This window comes from Moritella sp. 24, assembly GCF_018219155.1.
GTDB lineage: Bacteria > Pseudomonadota > Gammaproteobacteria > Enterobacterales > Moritellaceae > Moritella.
Window position 1 is genome coordinate 4,457,787 of record NZ_CP056123.1, and the last position, 19,816, is coordinate 4,477,602.

Genomic DNA, 19,816 nt, shown 5'->3' on the forward strand with positions numbered 1-19,816 from the left:
TATTTTATAGATTCAAACTGATTAATTAATTATTTGGTTATCTGTCTGGTTAACTATTATTTTTTAACAGTCGGTAAGTTCGCTTCTTGCCAACTTGCCATACCACCAGATAAATTATAAACAGCAGTAAAGTCCATTTTCGCTAAACGATTCGCCGCGCGACCTGAACTCATTCCTGTATCACACATAACGATGATTGGGGTGTTTTTGTATTTTTCAATCATTGACAGCTTATTTGCTTCAATATCAGCAGTTGGAACGTTAATTGCGTTCAAAATATGTGACTTACGATAATGTTCCGCAGCACGTACATCAACAATAACAGCATTTTCTTTATTCATTAAAGTTGTCGCTTCATGATTATTTACCGACTTAACTTTAGACATGGCACTTGAGCCAAATGAATAAATAAGGAAGCCAGCAATAGCGACCCAAGCGAGAGATAAGGCTGGATTATTTGAAGCAAATTCAATATATTCTTGCATGTGATTATGACTCTAAAGTTTAATAATAAAGGATTATTCTCAACGGAGTATACATGTGACAAGGAATAAAAGCAGCTCAATATATAAATTCCTCACACGCGTTTTGAATAATTTAAGTATAAAAAAAATCACACGATTTCTATAATGAAGCTAACATCTCGTAACATGAAACAGTTGGAAATGTAGTTATATTACCGATATTAATCATTAAATATCTTCAATATTCTACCTGGATCATAAATAAGAGCCAATTTAGCCCCGGAAAGTGTAGTAATATTCCTATATTTAAATTTAATAACCGAGAGGTAAACTCATGTCTAAGGCTAAGAAAACAATTGCACTTATCATCATGGATGGCTGGGGCCACCGTCTTGATCAAAAAAATAATGCAATTGCCAACGCAAAAACTCCTATTTTAGATAAACTTTGGCAAGATTGCCCAAGCATGCTGATTTCAAGTTCAGGCTTAGATGTGGGGCTACCAGATGGCCAAATGGGTAACTCTGAAGTTGGTCATGTAAATATTGGTGCTGGTCGTATTGTTTATCAAGATTTAACCAAAATCGATAAAGCGATCAAAGATGGCGAGTTCTATCACAACCCAGTACTTGTTAAAGCAGTTGATACTGCTGTTGCAAATGATAAAGCAGTACATATCCTTGGTTTAGCGTCTCCAGGTGGCGTACATAGTCACGATGATCAAATCGTAGCAATGATCGAAATGGCAGCAAAACAAGGTGCAACGAAGATTTATCTTCACGCATTCCTAGATGGTCGTGATACACCACCACGCAGTGCACAAGGCACATTAGAAAAATTTGATGCTAAATTTGCAGAAGTTGGCGTCGGTAAAACAGCAACATTGATCGGCCGTTATTTTGCAATGGATCGTGATAATCGTTGGGATCGTGTAGAAGAAGCGTATAACTTATTTACCCAAGCTCAAGCTCCACACGCAGCAGAAACTGCTCTTGCAGGCCTTGAAGCTGCTTACGCTCGAGATGAAAACGACGAGTTCGTAAAAGCGACAGTCATTGGTGAAGCAGTACCTATTGTTGATGGTGATGCTGTTATCTTCATGAACTTCCGAGCTGACCGTGCACGTGAAATTACACGCGCATTTGTTGATACTGACTTTAGTGGTTTTGAACGTGCAGTAACACCAAAACTTTCTGATTTTGTTATGCTAACTGAATATGCAGCAACAATTGATGCAAGTGTTGCATATCCATCAGACAAATTGGTAAATACATTAGGCTCAATGCTTGAGCAGCAAAATAAAACACAATTACGTATTTCTGAAACTGAAAAATACGCGCACGTAACCTTCTTCTTTAACGGTGGCATTGAAGATGCGTTTACGGGTGAAGATCGTGAATTAATTCCTTCACCTCAAGTAGCAACATACGACTTACAACCTGAAATGAATTCAGAAATGCTCACAGACAAATTGGTTGCAGCAATTGAAAGTGGTAAATACGATGCGATCATCTGTAATTACCCTAATGGCGACATGGTTGGCCATACAGGTGTATACGATGCAGCAATACAAGCATGTGAAGCTGTAGATAAATCTATCGGTCGCGTTGTTGAAGCCTTAGGTAAAACAGGCGGTGAATGCTTAATCACAGCAGATCACGGTAATGCTGAAATGATGGTTAACCCTGAGACTGGCGGTATTCACACTGCACATACTAATTTACCTGTACCACTGATCTACTTTGGTCGTGATGCTGAACCAGCTGAAACAGGCCGTCTATGTGATTTAGCACCAACAATGCTGACTTTACTTGGTGAAGAGATTCCAGCTGAAATGACTGGTAACAACCTAATGAATCTGAAATAATCGTTTCCCTACGGGGAAAGGATTACGTTATGACATTTTTTAAAAACAGCATGGCCTATAGTATTTTAGGCCTGCTGATATTATTCTCATTAAACACTTATGCAGCCAATAATCAGTCCGAACTGAATCAACTTCGTGATCAAATCAAAGCACAAGACGCATCCATCAAAAAGAAACATCGTTATTTAAACGATTTATCCAAACAAACCCAAAGTACTGATCGTGCTATTAGTAAAGTCGCCGCACAATTGAGTAACACCCAATCCTTAATTCTCAATATCGAAAAAGATCTTGATAACCTAGTAGCACAACAAAAAACGTTATTAAAAGATAAAAAGAAACAACAAAACATCCTTTCCGCACAAATTGAAACAGCTTATCTAAGCGGTAATAACGATTACCTTAAATTAATCCTAAATCAACAAAACAGCAACGAAATAGAACGGTCACTGGTTTACTATCAGCACTTACATCAAGCTCGTGCTGCATCAATTGCCGAATTTAATGACACCTTAGCTAAAATTGAGCAAAATGAAGAAGAACAAGAAAAAATAAAACAACAATTACTGGCCATCAAAACGTCACAACAACAAAAGGCTAAGCAATTAGCACAACAAAAATCACAACAGAAGAAAAGTAATAGAAATATCGCTTACAGCATCAACAAACAGAAAAAAACACGGACAGAATTAGGCATTGCAGAACAAAAGTTAAAACAACAAATAGCGTTATTACGAAAACAGCAACAAATAGCACTATTAAAAAAACAACAAAGAGCACAAATATCCCTATCTGGATTAAAGCAATATAAAGGCAAATTAGACTGGCCAATAAAAGGTAAAGTACTACATAACTTTAACAGTAAACGCTTTAATAACGTCAATTGGCGTGGGTTAGTCATCAGCGCGAATGAAGGTACTAAAGTAAAAGCAGTTAGTGCAGGGAAAGTTGTCTTTGCAGATTGGTTACGAGGCTTCGGCATGGTGACGATTATCGACCATGGTAAGGGCTACATGAGCCTTTATGGACATAACCAAACACTACTTAAAGTAACAGGTGAGAAAGTACGAAAAGGTGATGTTATTTCGTTAGCAGGACGCAGTGGTGGCCAACTTCAATCCGGAGTTTACTTCGAGATCCGTCATAAAGGTAAAGCCCTTAATCCACGTTCATGGCTTAAACGCTAATAATCTATATTGCGGTTTGTATTTCTAAATCAGTGATAAGAAATAATGCGTCATCACGATTTTCACCACACACATCACTACTGGCTTTGAAAGTATCGCATAATGCCGGTCGTTCAGGGTCAGTAAATATCAAACAAAGATTATCAGCAGACAAGTTCACACAGCGAACACCTGCAGGTTTACCATCTGGCATACCAGGAATATAACTAGTAATACTTGGCGCTTCACAACACGCCCCACAATTCATTCTGCATTGCATAAAACAAACCTTAAATATCTAATGATTATAGCGTAAGATCATCCTGCATCTAAAAAAGGGAACAGCATGAGATTATCAGCATTTACCGTAACAGAATCGACACCACAGTTACTAATTGATATGACTAAATTGTATCGACCATTTCAATCTAATGAAGCAGAGATTAAAAACGATTTCGATAAACTACTTCAAGATAACGGCCAGGCATTATTCGTTGCTAAATTTAATGACCGCCATATCGGTGGACTAATTATGCAATATAATGACTCGGAGCTAGTGTTAAGCTGTATTGCAGTGAGAGATATAACTCAACAGCGTGGTGTTGGTAAATATTTAATTCAGCAAGCAATCGAGCATGCGAAAACACAGCATCTAAAAACCGTTAAAATAATTAAAACGGCGCAAATAACACCCGAATTATCAGCATTCTTAATTCATCAAGGCTTCACAGAGCAAGACTCAGAATTTAACTTTAGCTGCTAATAAATTACAGGTATAAAAAAAGCCGATATCAATGATATCGGCTTTTTTCGTTCAAGACAGCGTCTTGAATCGTTCTTTACCCAAGGTAATACCTTGAATTAAAATTGGCGTTTGGCGATGCCCTACTCTCACATGGGGAAGCCCCACACTACCATCGGCGTTATTACGTTTCACTACTGAGTTCGGAATGGGATCAGGTGGTACCGTAACACTATGGTCACCAAACAAATTTTTCGAGTCTTACGAATCATCTGCTCTTGTTTAAAACAACGTTTTAAACATTATTCTCTACCCAAGGCTTTGCCTTGAATTAAAAGTGGCGCTTGGCGATGCCCTACTCTCACATGGGGAAGCCCCACACTACCATCGGCGTTATTACGTTTCACTACTGAGTTCGGAATGGGATCAGGTGGTACCGTAACACTATGGTCACCAAGCAAATTCTATTTGCTTTCAAAATGTATCTTTAAAATCTGAAAAGCTATAAATAAAGAAGTCTTTAAAACCTATCTTTCGATAAATAGTAGTGTTCAATCAATTCTTAAGTCGATATTTCAATTAATCATACTTTAATTTGTATGGTTAAGCCTCACGGGTAATTAGTACAAGTTAGCTCAATGCCTCACAGCACTTACACACCTTGCCTATCAACGTTGTAGTCTCCAACGGCCCTTCAGGGGACTTAAAGTCCCAGTGAGAACTCATCTCGAGGCCTGCTTCCCGCTTAGATGCTTTCAGCGGTTATCAGTTCCGAACTTAGCTACCGGGCAATGCTATTGGCATAACAACCCGAACACCAGTGGTTCGTCCACTCCGGTCCTCTCGTACTAGGAGCAGCTCCTCTCAATTCTCAAACGCCCACGGCAGATAGGGACCGAACTGTCTCACGACGTTCTAAACCCAGCTCGCGTACCACTTTAAATGGCGAACAGCCATACCCTTGGGACCAACTTCAGCCCCAGGATGTGATGAGCCGACATCGAGGTGCCAAACACCGCCGTCGATATGAACTCTTGGGCGGTATCAGCCTGTTATCCCCGGAGTACCTTTTATCCGTTGAGCGATGGCCCTTCCATTCAGAACCACCGGATCACTAAGACCTACTTTCGTACCTGCTCGACGTGTCTGTCTCGCAGTTAAGCTGGCTTATGCCTTTGCACTAACCACATGATGTCCAACCATGTTTAGCCAACCTTCGTGCTCCTCCGTTACTCTTTGGGAGGAGACCGCCCCAGTCAAACTACCCACCAGACACTGTCCGCAATCCCGATAAGGGACCTACGTTAGAACATCAAACGTACAAGGGTGGTATTTCAAGATAGACTCCACATCATCTAGCGACAATGTTTCACAGTCTCCCACCTATCCTACACATGTAGGTTCAATGTTCAGTGCCAAGCTATAGTAAAGGTTCACGGGGTCTTTCCGTCTAGCCGCGGGTACACTGCATCTTAACAGCGATTTCAATTTCACTGAGTCTCGGGTGGAGACAGCGTGGCCATCATTACGCCATTCGTGCAGGTCGGAACTTACCCGACAAGGAATTTCGCTACCTTAGGACCGTTATAGTTACGGCCGCCGTTTACCGGGGCTTCGATCATGAGCTTCGACCTAAGTCTAACCCAATCAATTAACCTTCCGGCACCGGGCAGGCGTCACACCGTATACGTCATCTTTCGATTTTGCACAGTGCTGTGTTTTTAATAAACAGTTGCAGCCACCATTTCTCTGCGACCAACAATAGCTTACGGAGCAAGTCCTTCACCATCATTGGCGTACCTTCTCCCGAAGTTACGGTACCATTTTGCCTAGTTCCTTCACCCGAGTTCTCTCAAGCGCCTTAGTATTCTCTACCTAACCACCTGTGTCGGTTTGGGGTACGATTCTCTTATATCTGAAGCTTAGAGGTTTTTCCTGGAAGCCGGGTATCAACTACTTCATCTCCGTAGAGACTCGTCATCAGTTCTCAGCCTTAATGTATTCCCGGATTTGCCTAAGAATACAGCCTACAACCTTAAACATGGACAACCATCGCCATGCTAGCCTAACCTTCTCCGTCACCCCATCGCAATATAAGTGAGTACTGGAATATTAACCAGTTTCCCATCGACTACGCCTTTCGGCCTCGCCTTAGGGGTCGACTCACCCTGCCCCGATTAACGTTGGACAGGAACCCTTGGTCTTTCGGCGTGGAGGTTTTTCACCCCCATTATCGTTACTCATGTCAACATTCGCACTTCTGATACCTCCAGCAAGCTTCTCAACTCACCTTCAACGGCTTACAGAACGCTCCTCTACCATGCAAGAACAAGTCTTGCATCCGTAGCTTCGGTGGTATGTTTAGCCCCGTTAAATCTTCCGCGCAGACCGACTCGACCAGTGAGCTATTACGCTTTCTTTAAAAGATGGCTGCTTCTAAGCCAACTTCCTGGCTGTCTGAGCCTTTCCACATCGTTTCCCACTTAACATACACTTTGGGACCTTAGCTGACGGTCTGGGTTGTTTCCCTTTCCACGACGGACGTTAGCACCCGCCGTGTGTCTCCCGCGATTGAACTTATTGGTATTCGGAGTTTGCAAAGGGTTGGTAAGTCGGGATGACCCCCTAGCCTTAACAGTGCTCTACCCCCAATAGTTAGACGCGAGGCGCTACCTAAATAGCTTTCGAGGAGAACCAGCTATCTCCCGGTTTGATTGGCCTTTCACCCCCAGCCACAAGTCATCCGCTAATTTTTCAACATTAGTCGGTTCGGTCCTCCAGTTGATGTTACTCAACCTTCAACCTGCCCATGGCTAGATCACCGGGTTTCGGGTCTAATCCCAGCAACTATTCGCGCAGTTAACACTCGGTTTCCCTACGGCTCCGCTATTCGCTTAACCTTGCTACTGAAATTAAGTCGTTGACCCATTATACAAAAGGTACGCAGTCACAGAACAAGTCTGCTCCCACTGCTTGTACGTATACGGTTTCAGGTTCTATTTCACTCCCCTCACAGGGGTTCTTTTCGCCTTTCCCTCACGGTACTGGTTCACTATCGGTCAGTCAGTAGTATTTAGCCTTGGAAGATGGTCCTCCCATATTCAAACAGCATATCACGTGTGCCGTCCTACTCGATTTCACAGTAAGGTCGTTTTCATGTACGGGACTATCACCCTGTATCGTGAAACTTTCCAGAATCTTCCACTAACTTCCAAACTGCTTAAGGGCTAGACCCCGTTCGCTCGCCGCTACTAAGGGTATCTCTATTGATTTCTTTTCCTCGGGGTACTTAGATGTTTCAGTTCTCCCGGTTCGCTTCGCAACGCTATGTATTCACGTTACGATACTCTACAAAGTAGAGTGGGTTCCCCCATTCGGAAATCTGTGGATTAACGCTTTTTATCAACTCCCCACAGCTTAACGCAGATTAACACGTCCTTCATCGCCTCTGACTGCCTAGGCATCCACCGTATACGCTTAGTCACTTAACCATACAATCTAAAGTCGACCGTACAATTGAAATAACTAGGTATTATCTAGTTTTTTTCGCCTCAAGAATACTCAAGAACACTATATTGTTACGAACTTAATCGTAACGTGTTTTAAGAACTTCTTTATTTATTCAGCTTTCCAAATTTTTAAAGAGCAATTTGCTAAAAAGCAAAGATAAACATTGTTGCTTAGCTTTGATTTTTAATCAGAAAGAAAAGTGGTATCCCGTACGAGATTTGAACTCGTGTTACCGCCGTGAAAGGGCGGTGTCCTAGGCCTCTAGACGAACGGGACACAATTTACTTTCTACGACTGGACTTCAACTCAGTCGTTATCTTATTTTCATAAGATTGTCTTTAACGTTTCTATTCAAGCAATTTGTGTGGGCACTTACAAAAATTAACAACTTTACGTAAGGAGGTGATCCAGCCCCAGGTTCCCCTAGGGCTACCTTGTTACGACTTCACCCCAGTCATGAACCACACCGTGGTCATCGCCCTCCCGAAGGTTAAGCTAATGACTTCTGGTGCAGCCCACTCCCATGGTGTGACGGGCGGTGTGTACAAGGCCCGGGAACGTATTCACCGTGACATTCTGATTCACGATTACTAGCGATTCCGACTTCATGGGGTCGAGTTGCAGACCCCAATCCGGACTACGACGCACTTTATGGGATTCGCTTACCATCGCTGGTTTGCAGCCCTTTGTATGCGCCATTGTAGCACGTGTGTAGCCCTACTCGTAAGGGCCATGATGACTTGACGTCGTCCCCACCTTCCTCCGGTTTATCACCGGCAGTCTCCTTAGAGTTCCCACCATTACGTGCTGGCAAATAAGGATAAGGGTTGCGCTCGTTGCGGGACTTAACCCAACATTTCACAACACGAGCTGACGACAGCCATGCAGCACCTGTCTCATAGTTCCCGAAGGCACCAATTCATCTCTGAAAAGTTCTATGGATGTCAAGAGTAGGTAAGGTTCTTCGCGTTGCATCGAATTAAACCACATGCTCCACCGCTTGTGCGGGCCCCCGTCAATTCATTTGAGTTTTAACCTTGCGGCCGTACTCCCCAGGCGGTCTACTTAATGCGTTAGCTTAAGAGCCCAGTTCTCAAGGAACCAAACTCCGAGTAGACATCGTTTACGGCGTGGACTACCGGGGTATCTAATCCCGTTTGCTACCCACGCTTTCGCATCTGAGCGTCAGTTACTTGCCAGGTGGCCGCCTTCGCCACTGGTATTCCTTCAGATCTCTACGCATTTCACCGCTACACCTGAAATTCTACCACCCTCTCAAGAACTCTAGTTTGCCAGTTCGAAATGCAGTTCCCAGGTTGAGCCCGGGGCTTTCACATCTCGCTTAACAAACCGCCTGCATGCGCTTTACGCCCAGTAATTCCGATTAACGCTTGCACCCTCCGTATTACCGCGGCTGCTGGCACGGAGTTAGCCGGTGCTTCTTCTGCGAGTAACGTCACAGTAAGCAGTTATTAACTACTTACCTTTCCTCCTCGCTGAAAGTACTTTACAACCCGAAGGCCTTCTTCATACACGCGGTATGGCTGCATCAGAGTTTCCTCCATTGTGCAATATTCCCCACTGCTGCCTCCCGTAGGAGTCTGGACCGTGTCTCAGTTCCAGTGTGGCTGATCATCCTCTCAGACCAGCTAGGGATCGTCGCCTTGGTGAGCTCTTACCTCACCAACAAGCTAATCCCACTTGGGCTCATCTAGTCGCGAGAGCTTTCAAGAAGAGGCCCCCTTTCACCCGTAGGTCGTATGCGGTATTAGCAGTCGTTTCCAACTGTTGTCCCCCTCGACTAGGCAGATTCCCAAGCATTACTCACCCGTCCGCCGCTCGACGCCAGAATAGCAAGCTATTCTTCGTTTCCGCTCGACTTGCATGTGTTAAGCCTACCGCCAGCGTTCAATCTGAGCCATGATCAAACTCTTCAATTAAAGTTTTTTTGACTGATACCTAAAATCATTACTGATAATAAGTATCAAGTCGGCTCAATGAATTCTGTACTTCAACAACAAACCGAGGTTTATTGTTTATAAAACCAAATCTTTCGATTTAATTTAATGTTCATAATTACATTGATATAATTTTTGGTCATTATATCTCTGTAAGTACTCACACAGATTGCTTGAATAAATTGTTAAAGAGCATACTGAGCGGCTGTTGCCGTGTCAGTGAGGTCGCATTATAGAGATATGGATCACATTGGCAAGTGCTAATTTCAAAAAATAGAAAAAACAAATCAACAGGTCAAAAACCGAACAATAAAGCGATATACCAGACAAAACTTCACAAAAGAGATAAATAAGTCAATTTATCCTATCCATAAGCCCATTAAATACGGAATCGAATATCATAATTATTGTGCGGAACAATCGTTTGATGCAAACAGTCAATTTACCGATGTATGAATAGTGTTGATTCAAAATTGCAAAGAGATATAGAGAGATTTTAGATAAGCTAAAAAGAAAAAGATAAGAAGTAATATAATAGGGAAGTTATTGTAGCGGAAATAAAAAAGCCAGAGCGTGAGCTCTGGCTTCTAATACTATTTACTATTCTTCGTCAGCAGCTTCAACAGCTGGACGATCTACTAGTTCGATGTAAGCCATAGGAGCTTTATCGCCAGTACGTAGACCACATTTTAAGATTCGAGTATAACCGCCTGAACGGTTTTCGAAACGTGGGCCTAATTCTTTAAATAGTTTACCTACAACTTCATCGCTGCGGGTACGAGCAAATGCTAGACGACGGTTAGCTACGCTATCCGTTTTAGCAAGTGTAATTAGAGGCTCAACTACACGACGTAATTCTTTAGCTTTAGGCAGAGTCGTTTTAATGATCTCGTGACTAACTAAAGAACATGCCATATTACGGAACATAGCCTGACGGTGGCTGCTGTTACGATTTAGTTGACGACCACTCTTACGATGGCGCATGAACTTATCCTTCTTACAAAAATCTTTTGACTAGTGTTTACTATTCGTCAGCAATACTTGCTGGCGGCCAGTTTTCTAGGCGCATACCTAGAGAAAGACCACGCGAAGCTAGAACATCTTTAATTTCAGTTAAAGATTTCTTACCAAGGTTAGGCGTTTTAAGTAACTCAACCTCAGTACGCTGAACAAGATCACCAATATAGTGAATTGCTTCTGCTTTTAGGCAGTTAGCTGAACGAACAGTAAGTTCTAAATCATCAACAGGACGTAGCAGTATCGGATCGAACTCTGGTTTCTCTTCTTTCTGCTCTGGTTCCGTTACATCACGAAGATCAACGAAAGCATCAAGCTGTTCAGCCAGAATTGTAGCAGAACGACGAATAGCTTCTTCAGGATCTAATGTTCCATCAGTTTCCATATCGATTACTAACTTATCAAGGTTAGTACGTTGCTCTACACGAGCAGATTCAACATTGTAAGCAATACGGCTTACAGGGCTGAATGCAGCATCAACAAGCAAACGACCGATAGGACGCTCTTCATCATCAGCATGTACACGTGTAGAAGCAGGAACGTAACCACGACCTTTAGCAACACGAATACGCATACTGATATCTGCTTGACCGGTTAAATTACAAATCACATGTTCTGGATTTACAATCTCAACATCACCATCATGAGTGATGTCACCTGCCAATACAGGACCTGTACCTGACTTAGTTAAAGTTAGTAACGCTTCGTCTTTGCCTTCAAGTTTGATTGCAAGACCTTTCAAGTTAAGAAGAATTTCAAGAACATCTTCTTGAACGCCTTCTTTACTGCTGTACTCATGGAGTACGCCGTCGATCTCAACTTCTGTTACAGCACAACCTGGCATAGAAGAAAGTAGAATACGACGTAAAGCATTACCTAGAGTGTGACCAAAGCCACGCTCTAACGGTTCAAGTGTTACCTTGGCACGTGTTGAGCTAATTTGCTCAATATCAACAAGTCTTGGTCTTAGAAATTCTGTTACAGAACCCTGCATGTATGTCCTCTCTTATGAAGTTAACCTTACTTAGAGTAAAGTTCAACAATAAGCTGTTCGTTGATGTCTGCAGACAGATCAGAACGTTCAGGAACACGTTTGAAAACGCCTTCAAGAGTCTTACTGTCAACTTCAACCCAAGATGCTTTCTCGCGCTGCTCAGAAATTTCTAGAGCTGAAGCGATACGAGCTTGCTTCTTAGCCTTCTCGCGAATGCTAACTGTATCGTTAACTTTCACTTTGTAAGAAGGGATATTTACAACTTTACCGTTTACAACGATTGCTTTGTGGCTTACTAACTGGCGCGATTCCGCACGAGTTGAACCAAAGCCCATACGATAAACAACGTTATCTAGACGGCCTTCTAATAAAGCAAGTAGGTTTTCACCAGTGTTACCTTTTAGACGAGCAGCTTCTTTATATAAGTTACGGAATTGCTTTTCAAGTACACCGTACATACGACGAACTTTTTGCTTTTCACGTAGTTGTAAACCGTAGTCAGATAGACGAGGTTTACGAGCACCATGTACACCAGGTGCGTTATCAATTTTACACTTAGATTCAATCGCGCGTACGCCACTTTTCAAGAAAAGATCTGTACCTTCACGACGACTAAGCTTGAGCTTTGGGCCCAAATATCTAGCCATGTTCTTTCTCCAATATTCCTAAAAGCGTTATACGCGACGCTTTTTAGGTGGACGACAACCATTGTGAGGGATTGGTGTAACATCAGTGATGTTAGTAATTTTATAACCAATCGCATTCAATGCACGAATAGAAGATTCACGACCAGGACCAGGGCCCTTAACCATAACTTCTAAGTTTTTAAGACCGTACTCTTTAGCCATTTCACCAGCACGCTCAGCAGCAACCTGCGCAGCGAATGGAGTTGACTTACGAGAACCACGGAAGCCTGAGCCGCCTGCAGTTGCCCAAGATAAAGCATTACCTTGGCGATCTGTGATTGTCACAATAGTGTTATTGAAAGAAGCATGAACGTGTGCAATACCGTCAGCAACTTGCTTTTTAACGCGCTTACGAGCGCGAGTTGGAGTTTTAGCCATTACTCGTCAGCTCCTATTTCTTGATAGCTTTACGCGGACCTTTACGGGTGCGCGCATTTGTTTTAGTGCGTTGACCACGTAGAGGTAAGCTGCGACGGTGACGAATACCACGGTAACAACCGAGGTCCATCAGACGCTTGATATTCATACTTACTTCACGACGTAGGTCACCTTCTACAGTGTACTTACCTACTTCTTCGCGAAGAAGTTCTAGTTGAGCTTCTTCTAGCTCTCTGATCTTAGCTGTTTCAGCGATACCAGTTGCAGCACAGATTGCTTTCGCACGTGTTGCACCAATACCGAAAACACCAGTCAGGGCAATGACTGTATGCTTTTGATCAGGAATGTTAATGCCGGCTATACGGGCCACTATACCACTCCACTTAAGGGTTGAATAAAAGATTGCTCTCTTCGAAAAGCCCGTAAGGATACTCAGAAGAGAGATGTATTGCAATAGAAACTTGGAATAGATTTTTACATTTATTCCAAGTTCCTAATTTTTTGTTTAACCTTGGCGTTGTTTATGCTTTGGTTCAACACAGATTACGCGTACTACACCGTGACGTTTGATCACTTTGCAATTACGACAAATCTTTTTAACAGATGCACGAACTTTCATTTCTTACTCCGTAACTGTTATAGGACATGCTCAAACTAAATTATCGACCGTAGCCTTTTAAATTAGCTTTTTTAAGAACATCACCATACTGATGAGACATCATATGGGTCTGAACTTGAGCCATAAAGTCCATGATTACCACAACCATAATAAGTAATGACGTTCCACCGAAATAGAACTGCACACCCATAGCTTGTGTCATGAACAATGGTACTAGACAAATAAATGTAATATACAAAGAACCCGCTAGAGTCAATCGTGACATTACTTTATCTATATACCTTGAAGTTTGTTCGCCTGGTCTAATACCTGGGATGAACGCCCCGCTCTTCTTCAAGTTATCTGCCGTTTCACGTGGGTTAAATACCAACGCTGTATAGAAGAAACAGAAAAAGATAATCGCTGCTGCATAAAGCATTACATACAAAGGTTGTCCTGGCTGTAGAGCCAAGGAAATATCAGTAAGGAAAGATAAACCTTCATTCTGACCGAACCATTGTGCAAGCGTTCCAGGAAACAAAATTATACTCGAAGCAAAAATAGCTGGAATAACACCGGCCATATTAAGCTTTAACGGTAAATGCGTGCTTTGAGCTGCAAAAACACGTCGTCCTTGTTGGCGTTTTGCGTAGTTTACCACAATTCTACGCTGACCGCGCTCTACAAATACAACAAAGTATGTAACAGCAAAAACAACACCAGCTAACACTAACAATAACAGACCGTGAAGGTTACCATCGATAACCTGCTCGATTGTTTGTCCGATAGCTGGCGGCATACCAGCAACAATACCTGCAAAAATTAATATTGAGATACCATTACCAATACCGCGTTCGGTAATTTGTTCACCTAACCACATTAAGAACATAGTACCAGTTACTAAACTTACTACAGCAGTAAAGTAAAAACTTAACCCTGGATTATGGACAAGTCCATCAACCATGTTAGGTAAGCCTTTTGCAATACCGATAGCTTGGAAAGTACCTAAGAACAATGTTCCGTAACGGGTATACTGGCTAATTTTACGTCGTCCCGCTTCACCGTCTTTTTTCAATTCAGCAAGAGCAGGATGAACTACAGTTAATAACTGTATGATAATAGAGGCCGAAATATACGGCATAATACCCAACGCAAAAATAGACGCACGCTCAAGCGCACCACCAGAGAACATGTTAAACATTTCTAAGATGGTACCCTTTTGCGAGTCAAACAGCGTAGCAAGTACAGAGGCATCAATACCAGGGATCGGAACAAAAGAGCCTGCGCGAAATACAATAATTGCACCTAACACGAACCATAAACGACTTTTCAATTCTGATAAGCCACCTTGCGATTTATTCGTTTCCAATCCTGGTTTTTTAGCCATTTGTACTATCCTTCGATTTGACCGCCTGCAGCAACAATCGCTTCAACAGCACCTTTCGTAGCTTTAATGCCACGAATTGTAACTGGTCGAGTGATTTCACCAGATAAAACAACTTTAACAAACTGGATGTTTTTTGTAACAAGACCAGCTGCTTTAAGTGTGTTTAGATCTACAACATCACCTTCAACTTTAGCGATTTCATTTAAACGTACTTCAGCTGTTACTAGCTGCTTACGTGAAGTGAAACCGAATTTAGGAAGACGTTGTTTCAAAGGCATTTGACCGCCTTCAAAGCCAGGACGAATGCCGCCGCCAGAGCGAGACTTTTGACCTTTGTGACCACGACCACAAGTTTTGCCTAGACCAGAACCGATACCGCGGCCTACACGTTTAGCGCTTGGCTTAGAACCAGCTGCTGGAGATAGAGTATTTAAAAACATTACGCTTCCTCCACTTTAATCATGTAAGCTACTTTGTTAACCATACCACGTACACATGCTGTATCTTCCAATACTACACTGTGGTTGATTTTACGAAGGCCTAAACCAACTAGTGTCGCACGGTGTTTAGGTAAACGACCGATTGCACTTTTAGTTTGAGTTACTTTAATTTTAGCCATGGTAATTACCCTAGAATTTCGTTAACAGGTAGGCCACGTTTAGCTGCGATTTGTTCTGGTGATTGCATACCAGTAAGCGCGCCAATAGTAGCTCGTACAACGTTAATTGGGTTAGTTGAACCGTAAGCTTTAGAAAGTACGTCATGTACGCCTACAACTTCTAGTACTGCACGCATTGCACCGCCGGCAATGATACCTGTACCAGCAGATGCTGGACGCATGAATACTTTAGAACCAGAGTGACGACCTTTAACTGGATGTTGAAGAGTCACACCGTTTAGCTCAACAGTTACGATGTTACGCTTTGCTTTTTCCATTGCTTTTTGAATAGCAGCAGGTACTTCGCGAGCTTTACCATAACCAAAACCTACGCGGCCAGCACCGTCGCCCACTACTGTAAGAGCAGTGAAGCTGAAGATACGACCACCTTTAACAACTTTTGAAACACGGTTAACTGCAATCAATTTCTCTTGCAGATCACCTGTTTGGTTTTCAACTTTTGACATTTCCTACTCCTGCCTTAAAACTGAAGGCCAGCTTCACGAGCGGCGTCAGCTAATGCTGCAACACGACCGTGATATTGGAAACCTGAACGATCGAAAGCAATTTTAGTAACGCCTTTTTCGATAGCTCGCTCAGCAACCAGTTTACCGATTACTTTAGCTGCTTCAACGTTACCACCATAGCTGATCATTTCACGAACTGCTTTTTCTGTAGTTGTAGCAGAAACCAATACTTCCGCATTCGGTGTAATAACCTGTGCATAAGTATGGCTTGGAGTGCGGTTAATCACTAAACGTGTTGCACCCAATTCTTGCATTTTCTTACGTGCGCGAGTTGCGCGACGAAGACGTGCAGATTTCTTATCCATAGTATTACCCTACTTTTTCTTGGCTTCTTTACGACGCACAACTTCATCAGAATAACGAACACCTTTACCTTTATAAGGTTCAGGCGGACGGAATGCACGAATATCAGCTGCAACTTGACCAACATTTTGTTTGTCAGCGCCAGTAATTACAATTTCAGTTTGGCTTGGGCAAACTGCAGTAACACCTTCAGGAAGGTTGTAAACTACAGGGTGTGAGAAACCTAATGTTAGATTCACATCAGAACCTTTAACATTTGCACGGTAACCAACACCATTTAGTTGAAGTGTTTTAGTAAAACCTTCAGCTACACCTTTAACCATGTTATTAACGTTAGCACGAGCTGTACCAGCTTGAGCCCAAGCATCTTTTACGCCTTCAACAGGACCAAAAGATACTTTTTCATCAGCGATTGCAACAACAACAGATGAGTTAACAACAGTAGTTAAAGTGCCTTTAGCGCCTTTAACAGTGATTTCCTGACCATTTAGAGAGATCTCTACGCCTGCAGGGATGGCAACGGGTGCTTTAGCAACACGAGACATATATAACCCCTTAAGAAACGTAGCAGATGATCTCGCCACCGATGCCAGCTTTGCGAGCTGCACGGTCAGACATCATGCCTTTAGAAGTAGAAACGATAGCAACACCTAAGCCACCCATCACTTTAGGAAGATCATTACTTCCTTTGTAGATGCGTAGACCTGGGCGACTAACGCGCTCAATTTTTTCGATTACGTTTTTGCCTTCGAAATATTTCAAAGTAACTTCAAGTTCAGCTTTCACTTCACCAGAAACTGCGTAACCATTGATGTAACCTTCTTCTTTAAGCACAGCTGCTAGTGCAACTTTTTGCTTAGAACAAGGCATTTTAACTGCAACCTTAGAGGCTGAGTGACCGTTACGGATGCGTGTTAGCATATCCGCAATAGGATCTTGCATGCTCATTTTCGTATACTCCCGAAATTAGTGACTTACCAACTAGCCTTTTTAAGACCTGGAACTTCACCACGCATCATGTGCTCACGTAGTTTGATACGGCTTAAGCCGAACTTACGTAGGTAGCCATGAGGGCGGCCAGTGATGTTACAGCGATTACGCTGACGACTTTCACTAGAATCACGAGGTAACGATTGCAATTTAAGAACTGCATTCCAACGATCTTCGTCTGAAGTATTTACACCAGAGATAATTGCTTTTAATTCAGCACGTTTCTCAGCGTATTTATTTACTAGCTTCGCGCGTTTTACGTCGCGCGCTTTCATTGATTGCTTAGCCATGACCCTACCTTACTTACGGAATGGGAAATTAAAGGCAGTCAGCAGAGCGTGACCTTCTTCATCAGAATTTGCAGTCGTGGTGATAGTAATATCCATACCACGAATTTTATCGATTTTATCGTAATCGATTTCTGGGAAGATGATTTGCTCGCGAACACCCATACTATAGTTACCACGACCATCGAACGATTTAGGGTTCAGGCCACGGAAATCGCGGATACGTGGAATTGAGATGCCGATTAGGCGCTCAAAGAATTCCCACATACGCTCGCCACGTAGGGTAACTTTACAACCAATAGGATATCCTTCACGGATCTTAAAGCCAGCAACGGATTTACGAGCTTTAGTAATCAATGGTTTTTGACCAGAAATTGCAGCCATATCAGCAGCAGCATTTTCTAGTACTTTTTTATCATTGATTGCTTCGCCCACACCCATATTAAGGGTGATCTTTTCAATCCGAGGGACTTGCATGATAGATTTATAGCCGAACTTAGTTTTAAGTTCAGACGCTACAGTCTCTTTGTAGTATTCATGCAGTTTCGCCACAGTTAACTCCAATTAAACAAGTTCATTATTAGATTTGAAGAAACGTACTTTTTTGCCGTCTTCAAATCGGAAACCGACACGGTCAGCCTTGCTAGTTGCAGGGTTGAATAGTGCCACGTTTGATGCGTCTAAAGCTGCTTCTTTCTCAACAATACCGCCAGCTACGCCCAATTGTGGGTTTGGCTTTTGGTGTTTCTTGATAAGATTCACGCCTTCAACGAATAGTTTACCGTCTGCTCTTACTTCAGTAACTTTGCCTTGTTTACCAGCATCTTTACCTGCAACAACGATAACTTCATCATTTTTTAAAATTTTAGCTGCCATTTTTCGTTCCTTATAGTACTTCTGGTGCCAGAGATACGATTTTCATGAACTGATCAGTACGTAGTTCACGAGTAACTGGACCAAAGATACGAGTACCGATCGGCGCGCCGTTAGCATTAAGCATAACTGCTGCGTTACGGTCGAAACGGATAGCTGCACCGTCTGTACGACGGATTGCCTGTCTAGTACGCACAACCACAGCGTTTAGAACATCACCTTTCTTAACTTTACCGCGAGGAATTGCTTCCTTAACAGTAACTTTGATGATATCACCAACACGTGCATAGCGGCGGTGCGAACCACCTAGGACCTTGATACACTGAACGCGACGTGCGCCTGAGTTATCGGCTACGTCCAACGTAGACTGCATTTGGATCATTATTAGTGCTCCGCAATAATTCCACTTAATCCAACATGAACTAAATGGGTCCCCTCTATCTCAAGAGGTGGCGCATTATAACACCACGGCTTTGAAAAAAGCAACGGGAATCGACTAAAAAACAAACGACCCCTTAAAAGGAGCCGTTATAACAAGTAGATAAGTATAAACTTAAAATTAAGCTTTTACTAATACTTCTACTAATGTCCAAGTTTTAAGCTTAGACACTGGACGAGTTTCACGAATAGTAACAACATCATTTAGTTGACATTCGTTATTCTCATCATGTGCGTGCAGTTTAGTAGTACGCTTGATGAACTTACCGTATAACGGGTGTTTCACTTTACGTTCTACAGCAACAACGATAGTTTTATCGCCTTTGTTGCTAACAACACGACCCTGTACAGTACGAATAGTGCTCATATTATACACCCGCCTTTTCGTTCAGGATGGTCTTAACACGCGCGATATCGCGACGTACATTTTTGATTAAATGCGTTTGTGCTAGTTGGCCAGTACTTAACTGCATACGTAAGTTAAATTGCTCACGTAGTAGGTTAAGTAACTCAGCGTTTAGCTCTTCAACATTTTTTTGTTTAAGTTCGCTAGCGTTCATTACATTACCGTCTTAGTTACGAAAGTTGTAGAAATAGGCAGTTTAGAATCAGCTAGGCTGAATGCTTCACGTGCCAATTCTTCAGGAACTCCAGCCATTTCATAAAGGATTTTGCCAGGTTGTACTTGGCAAACCCAATACTCAACGCTACCTTTACCTTTACCTTGACGTACTTCAAGCGGCTTTTGCGTAATCGGTTTGTCTGGGAACACACGGATCCAGATTTGACCTTGACGCTTAACGTGACGAGTCATAGCACGACGTGCTGCTTCGATTTGACGAGCAGTAATTCGACCACGACCAGTAGCTTTAAGACCGAATTCGCCGAAAGTTACGTTTCCGCCTTTTGCAAGACCGCGGTTACGGCCTTTGTGCATTTTGCGGAACTTCATGCGTTTTGGTTGCAACATATC

General features: G+C 42.6%; 25 protein-coding genes, 1 tRNA gene and 4 rRNA genes. 3 read left to right on the forward strand and 27 right to left on the reverse strand.

Annotation, left to right across the window (positions count from 1 at the left end; genetic code table 11):
* Window positions 1–56: 56 nt before the first annotated feature.
* A complete protein-coding gene (locus HWV00_RS19910; RefSeq protein WP_211684038.1) occupies window positions 57–485 on the reverse strand; it encodes a rhodanese-like domain-containing protein in 429 nt (142 codons plus the stop codon).
* Window positions 486–798: 313 nt separating this feature from the next.
* Here HWV00_RS19910 and gpmM point away from each other — a divergent pair, with 313 nt between their 5' ends.
* Window positions 799–2,331 carry a 2,3-bisphosphoglycerate-independent phosphoglycerate mutase gene (gpmM, locus tag HWV00_RS19915; RefSeq protein ID WP_211684039.1) on the forward strand — a complete coding sequence of 511 codons (1,533 nt, stop codon included), beginning with the start codon at window positions 799–801 and terminating at the stop codon, window positions 2,329–2,331.
* A 29-nt stretch (window positions 2,332–2,360) separates the two neighbouring features.
* Window positions 2,361–3,518, forward strand: a complete 1,158-nt coding sequence (locus HWV00_RS19920; protein WP_211684040.1) for a murein hydrolase activator EnvC — start codon at window positions 2,361–2,363, stop codon at window positions 3,516–3,518.
* Window positions 3,519–3,522: 4 nt separating this feature from the next.
* Here HWV00_RS19920 and HWV00_RS19925 read toward each other — a convergent pair whose 3' ends face one another.
* On the reverse strand, window positions 3,523–3,777 hold the full coding sequence (locus HWV00_RS19925) for a YkgJ family cysteine cluster protein (protein WP_211684041.1): 255 nt from the start codon (window positions 3,775–3,777) through the stop codon (window positions 3,523–3,525).
* Window positions 3,778–3,843: 66 nt separating this feature from the next.
* On the opposite strand from HWV00_RS19925, the gene HWV00_RS19930 reads away from it, so the two are divergent.
* Window positions 3,844–4,260 (forward strand): acetyl-CoA sensor PanZ family protein, encoded by a 417-nt coding sequence (locus tag HWV00_RS19930; protein WP_211684042.1) that lies wholly within the window; start codon window positions 3,844–3,846, stop codon window positions 4,258–4,260.
* Window positions 4,261–4,369: 109 nt separating this feature from the next.
* On the opposite strand, the gene rrf (HWV00_RS19935) is transcribed toward HWV00_RS19930, so the two are convergent.
* From rrf (HWV00_RS19935) to rplP, 25 genes are all read right to left on the reverse strand, one after another.
* Window positions 4,370–4,485: ribosomal RNA gene (gene rrf, locus HWV00_RS19935) — 5S ribosomal RNA — on the reverse strand.
* Window positions 4,486–4,581: 96 nt separating this feature from the next.
* Window positions 4,582–4,697, reverse strand: a 5S ribosomal RNA gene (gene rrf / locus HWV00_RS19940).
* A gap of 141 nt (window positions 4,698–4,838) precedes the next feature.
* Window positions 4,839–7,730, reverse strand: a 23S ribosomal RNA gene (locus HWV00_RS19945).
* A 219-nt stretch (window positions 7,731–7,949) separates the two neighbouring features.
* A tRNA-Glu gene (locus HWV00_RS19950) sits at window positions 7,950–8,025 on the reverse strand.
* Window positions 8,026–8,144: 119 nt separating this feature from the next.
* Window positions 8,145–9,689, reverse strand: a 16S ribosomal RNA gene (locus HWV00_RS19955).
* Together the 16S, 23S and 5S rRNA genes with 1 tRNA gene alongside form the textbook arrangement of a ribosomal RNA operon.
* A gap of 618 nt (window positions 9,690–10,307) precedes the next feature.
* Complete coding sequence (gene rplQ / locus HWV00_RS19960) at window positions 10,308–10,691, reverse strand: 50S ribosomal protein L17 (protein ID WP_019442281.1); 384 nt, start codon at window positions 10,689–10,691, stop codon at window positions 10,308–10,310.
* A 40-nt stretch (window positions 10,692–10,731) separates the two neighbouring features.
* On the reverse strand, window positions 10,732–11,718 hold the full coding sequence (rpoA, locus tag HWV00_RS19965) for a DNA-directed RNA polymerase subunit alpha (protein WP_211684043.1): 987 nt from the start codon (window positions 11,716–11,718) through the stop codon (window positions 10,732–10,734).
* Window positions 11,719–11,744: 26 nt separating this feature from the next.
* Complete coding sequence (gene rpsD, locus HWV00_RS19970; protein WP_045112203.1) at window positions 11,745–12,365, reverse strand: 30S ribosomal protein S4; 621 nt, start codon at window positions 12,363–12,365, stop codon at window positions 11,745–11,747.
* A gap of 27 nt (window positions 12,366–12,392) precedes the next feature.
* Complete coding sequence (rpsK, locus tag HWV00_RS19975; RefSeq protein ID WP_017223604.1) at window positions 12,393–12,782, reverse strand: 30S ribosomal protein S11; 390 nt, start codon at window positions 12,780–12,782, stop codon at window positions 12,393–12,395.
* Window positions 12,783–12,795: 13 nt separating this feature from the next.
* A complete protein-coding gene (gene rpsM, locus HWV00_RS19980; protein ID WP_045112204.1) occupies window positions 12,796–13,152 on the reverse strand; it encodes a 30S ribosomal protein S13 in 357 nt (118 codons plus the stop codon).
* 135 nt (window positions 13,153–13,287) lie between these two features.
* On the reverse strand, window positions 13,288–13,401 hold the full coding sequence (gene rpmJ / locus HWV00_RS19985) for a 50S ribosomal protein L36 (protein WP_011770886.1): 114 nt from the start codon (window positions 13,399–13,401) through the stop codon (window positions 13,288–13,290).
* A gap of 40 nt (window positions 13,402–13,441) precedes the next feature.
* Window positions 13,442–14,767, reverse strand: coding sequence for a preprotein translocase subunit SecY (gene secY / locus HWV00_RS19990; protein WP_211684044.1), 1,326 nt, complete (start codon window positions 14,765–14,767; stop codon window positions 13,442–13,444).
* A 5-nt stretch (window positions 14,768–14,772) separates the two neighbouring features.
* The gene (gene rplO, locus HWV00_RS19995) at window positions 14,773–15,207 is read right to left on the reverse strand and encodes a 50S ribosomal protein L15 (protein WP_045112207.1); all 435 of its coding nucleotides are present in this window, start codon (window positions 15,205–15,207) and stop codon (window positions 14,773–14,775) included.
* A complete protein-coding gene (gene rpmD / locus HWV00_RS20000) occupies window positions 15,207–15,386 on the reverse strand; it encodes a 50S ribosomal protein L30 (RefSeq protein ID WP_019442276.1) in 180 nt (59 codons plus the stop codon). Before rpmD ends, rplO begins: the two co-directional genes overlap by 1 nt.
* A gap of 5 nt (window positions 15,387–15,391) precedes the next feature.
* The gene (gene rpsE / locus HWV00_RS20005; protein ID WP_211684045.1) at window positions 15,392–15,892 is read right to left on the reverse strand and encodes a 30S ribosomal protein S5; all 501 of its coding nucleotides are present in this window, start codon (window positions 15,890–15,892) and stop codon (window positions 15,392–15,394) included.
* A 14-nt stretch (window positions 15,893–15,906) separates the two neighbouring features.
* A complete protein-coding gene (gene rplR / locus HWV00_RS20010) occupies window positions 15,907–16,257 on the reverse strand; it encodes a 50S ribosomal protein L18 (protein ID WP_019442274.1) in 351 nt (116 codons plus the stop codon).
* Between the two features lie 9 nt (window positions 16,258–16,266).
* Entirely contained in the window at window positions 16,267–16,800 is a 534-nt protein-coding gene (gene rplF / locus HWV00_RS20015) for a 50S ribosomal protein L6 (RefSeq protein WP_211684046.1), read from the reverse strand.
* 10 nt (window positions 16,801–16,810) lie between these two features.
* Window positions 16,811–17,203, reverse strand: a complete 393-nt coding sequence (gene rpsH / locus HWV00_RS20020; protein ID WP_211684047.1) for a 30S ribosomal protein S8 — start codon at window positions 17,201–17,203, stop codon at window positions 16,811–16,813.
* A gap of 26 nt (window positions 17,204–17,229) precedes the next feature.
* Window positions 17,230–17,535: a 30S ribosomal protein S14 gene (rpsN, locus tag HWV00_RS20025; RefSeq protein WP_211684048.1), complete on the reverse strand. Its 306-nt coding sequence runs from the start codon at window positions 17,533–17,535 to the stop codon at window positions 17,230–17,232.
* A 9-nt stretch (window positions 17,536–17,544) separates the two neighbouring features.
* On the reverse strand, window positions 17,545–18,084 hold the full coding sequence (gene rplE / locus HWV00_RS20030) for a 50S ribosomal protein L5 (protein ID WP_019442271.1): 540 nt from the start codon (window positions 18,082–18,084) through the stop codon (window positions 17,545–17,547).
* A gap of 12 nt (window positions 18,085–18,096) precedes the next feature.
* Window positions 18,097–18,408: a 50S ribosomal protein L24 gene (gene rplX / locus HWV00_RS20035; protein ID WP_211684049.1), complete on the reverse strand. Its 312-nt coding sequence runs from the start codon at window positions 18,406–18,408 to the stop codon at window positions 18,097–18,099.
* 10 nt (window positions 18,409–18,418) lie between these two features.
* The gene (gene rplN, locus HWV00_RS20040; RefSeq protein WP_211684050.1) at window positions 18,419–18,787 is read right to left on the reverse strand and encodes a 50S ribosomal protein L14; all 369 of its coding nucleotides are present in this window, start codon (window positions 18,785–18,787) and stop codon (window positions 18,419–18,421) included.
* Window positions 18,788–18,964: 177 nt separating this feature from the next.
* Window positions 18,965–19,210 carry a 30S ribosomal protein S17 gene (gene rpsQ / locus HWV00_RS20045; RefSeq protein WP_045112215.1) on the reverse strand — a complete coding sequence of 82 codons (246 nt, stop codon included), beginning with the start codon at window positions 19,208–19,210 and terminating at the stop codon, window positions 18,965–18,967.
* A gap of 1 nt (window position 19,211) precedes the next feature.
* Window positions 19,212–19,403, reverse strand: a complete 192-nt coding sequence (rpmC, locus tag HWV00_RS20050) for a 50S ribosomal protein L29 (protein WP_006034643.1) — start codon at window positions 19,401–19,403, stop codon at window positions 19,212–19,214.
* Entirely contained in the window at window positions 19,403–19,813 is a 411-nt protein-coding gene (rplP, locus tag HWV00_RS20055) for a 50S ribosomal protein L16 (protein WP_211684051.1), read from the reverse strand. The genes rpmC and rplP overlap by 1 nt, the downstream gene beginning before the upstream one ends.
* Window positions 19,814–19,816 lie beyond the last annotated feature (3 nt).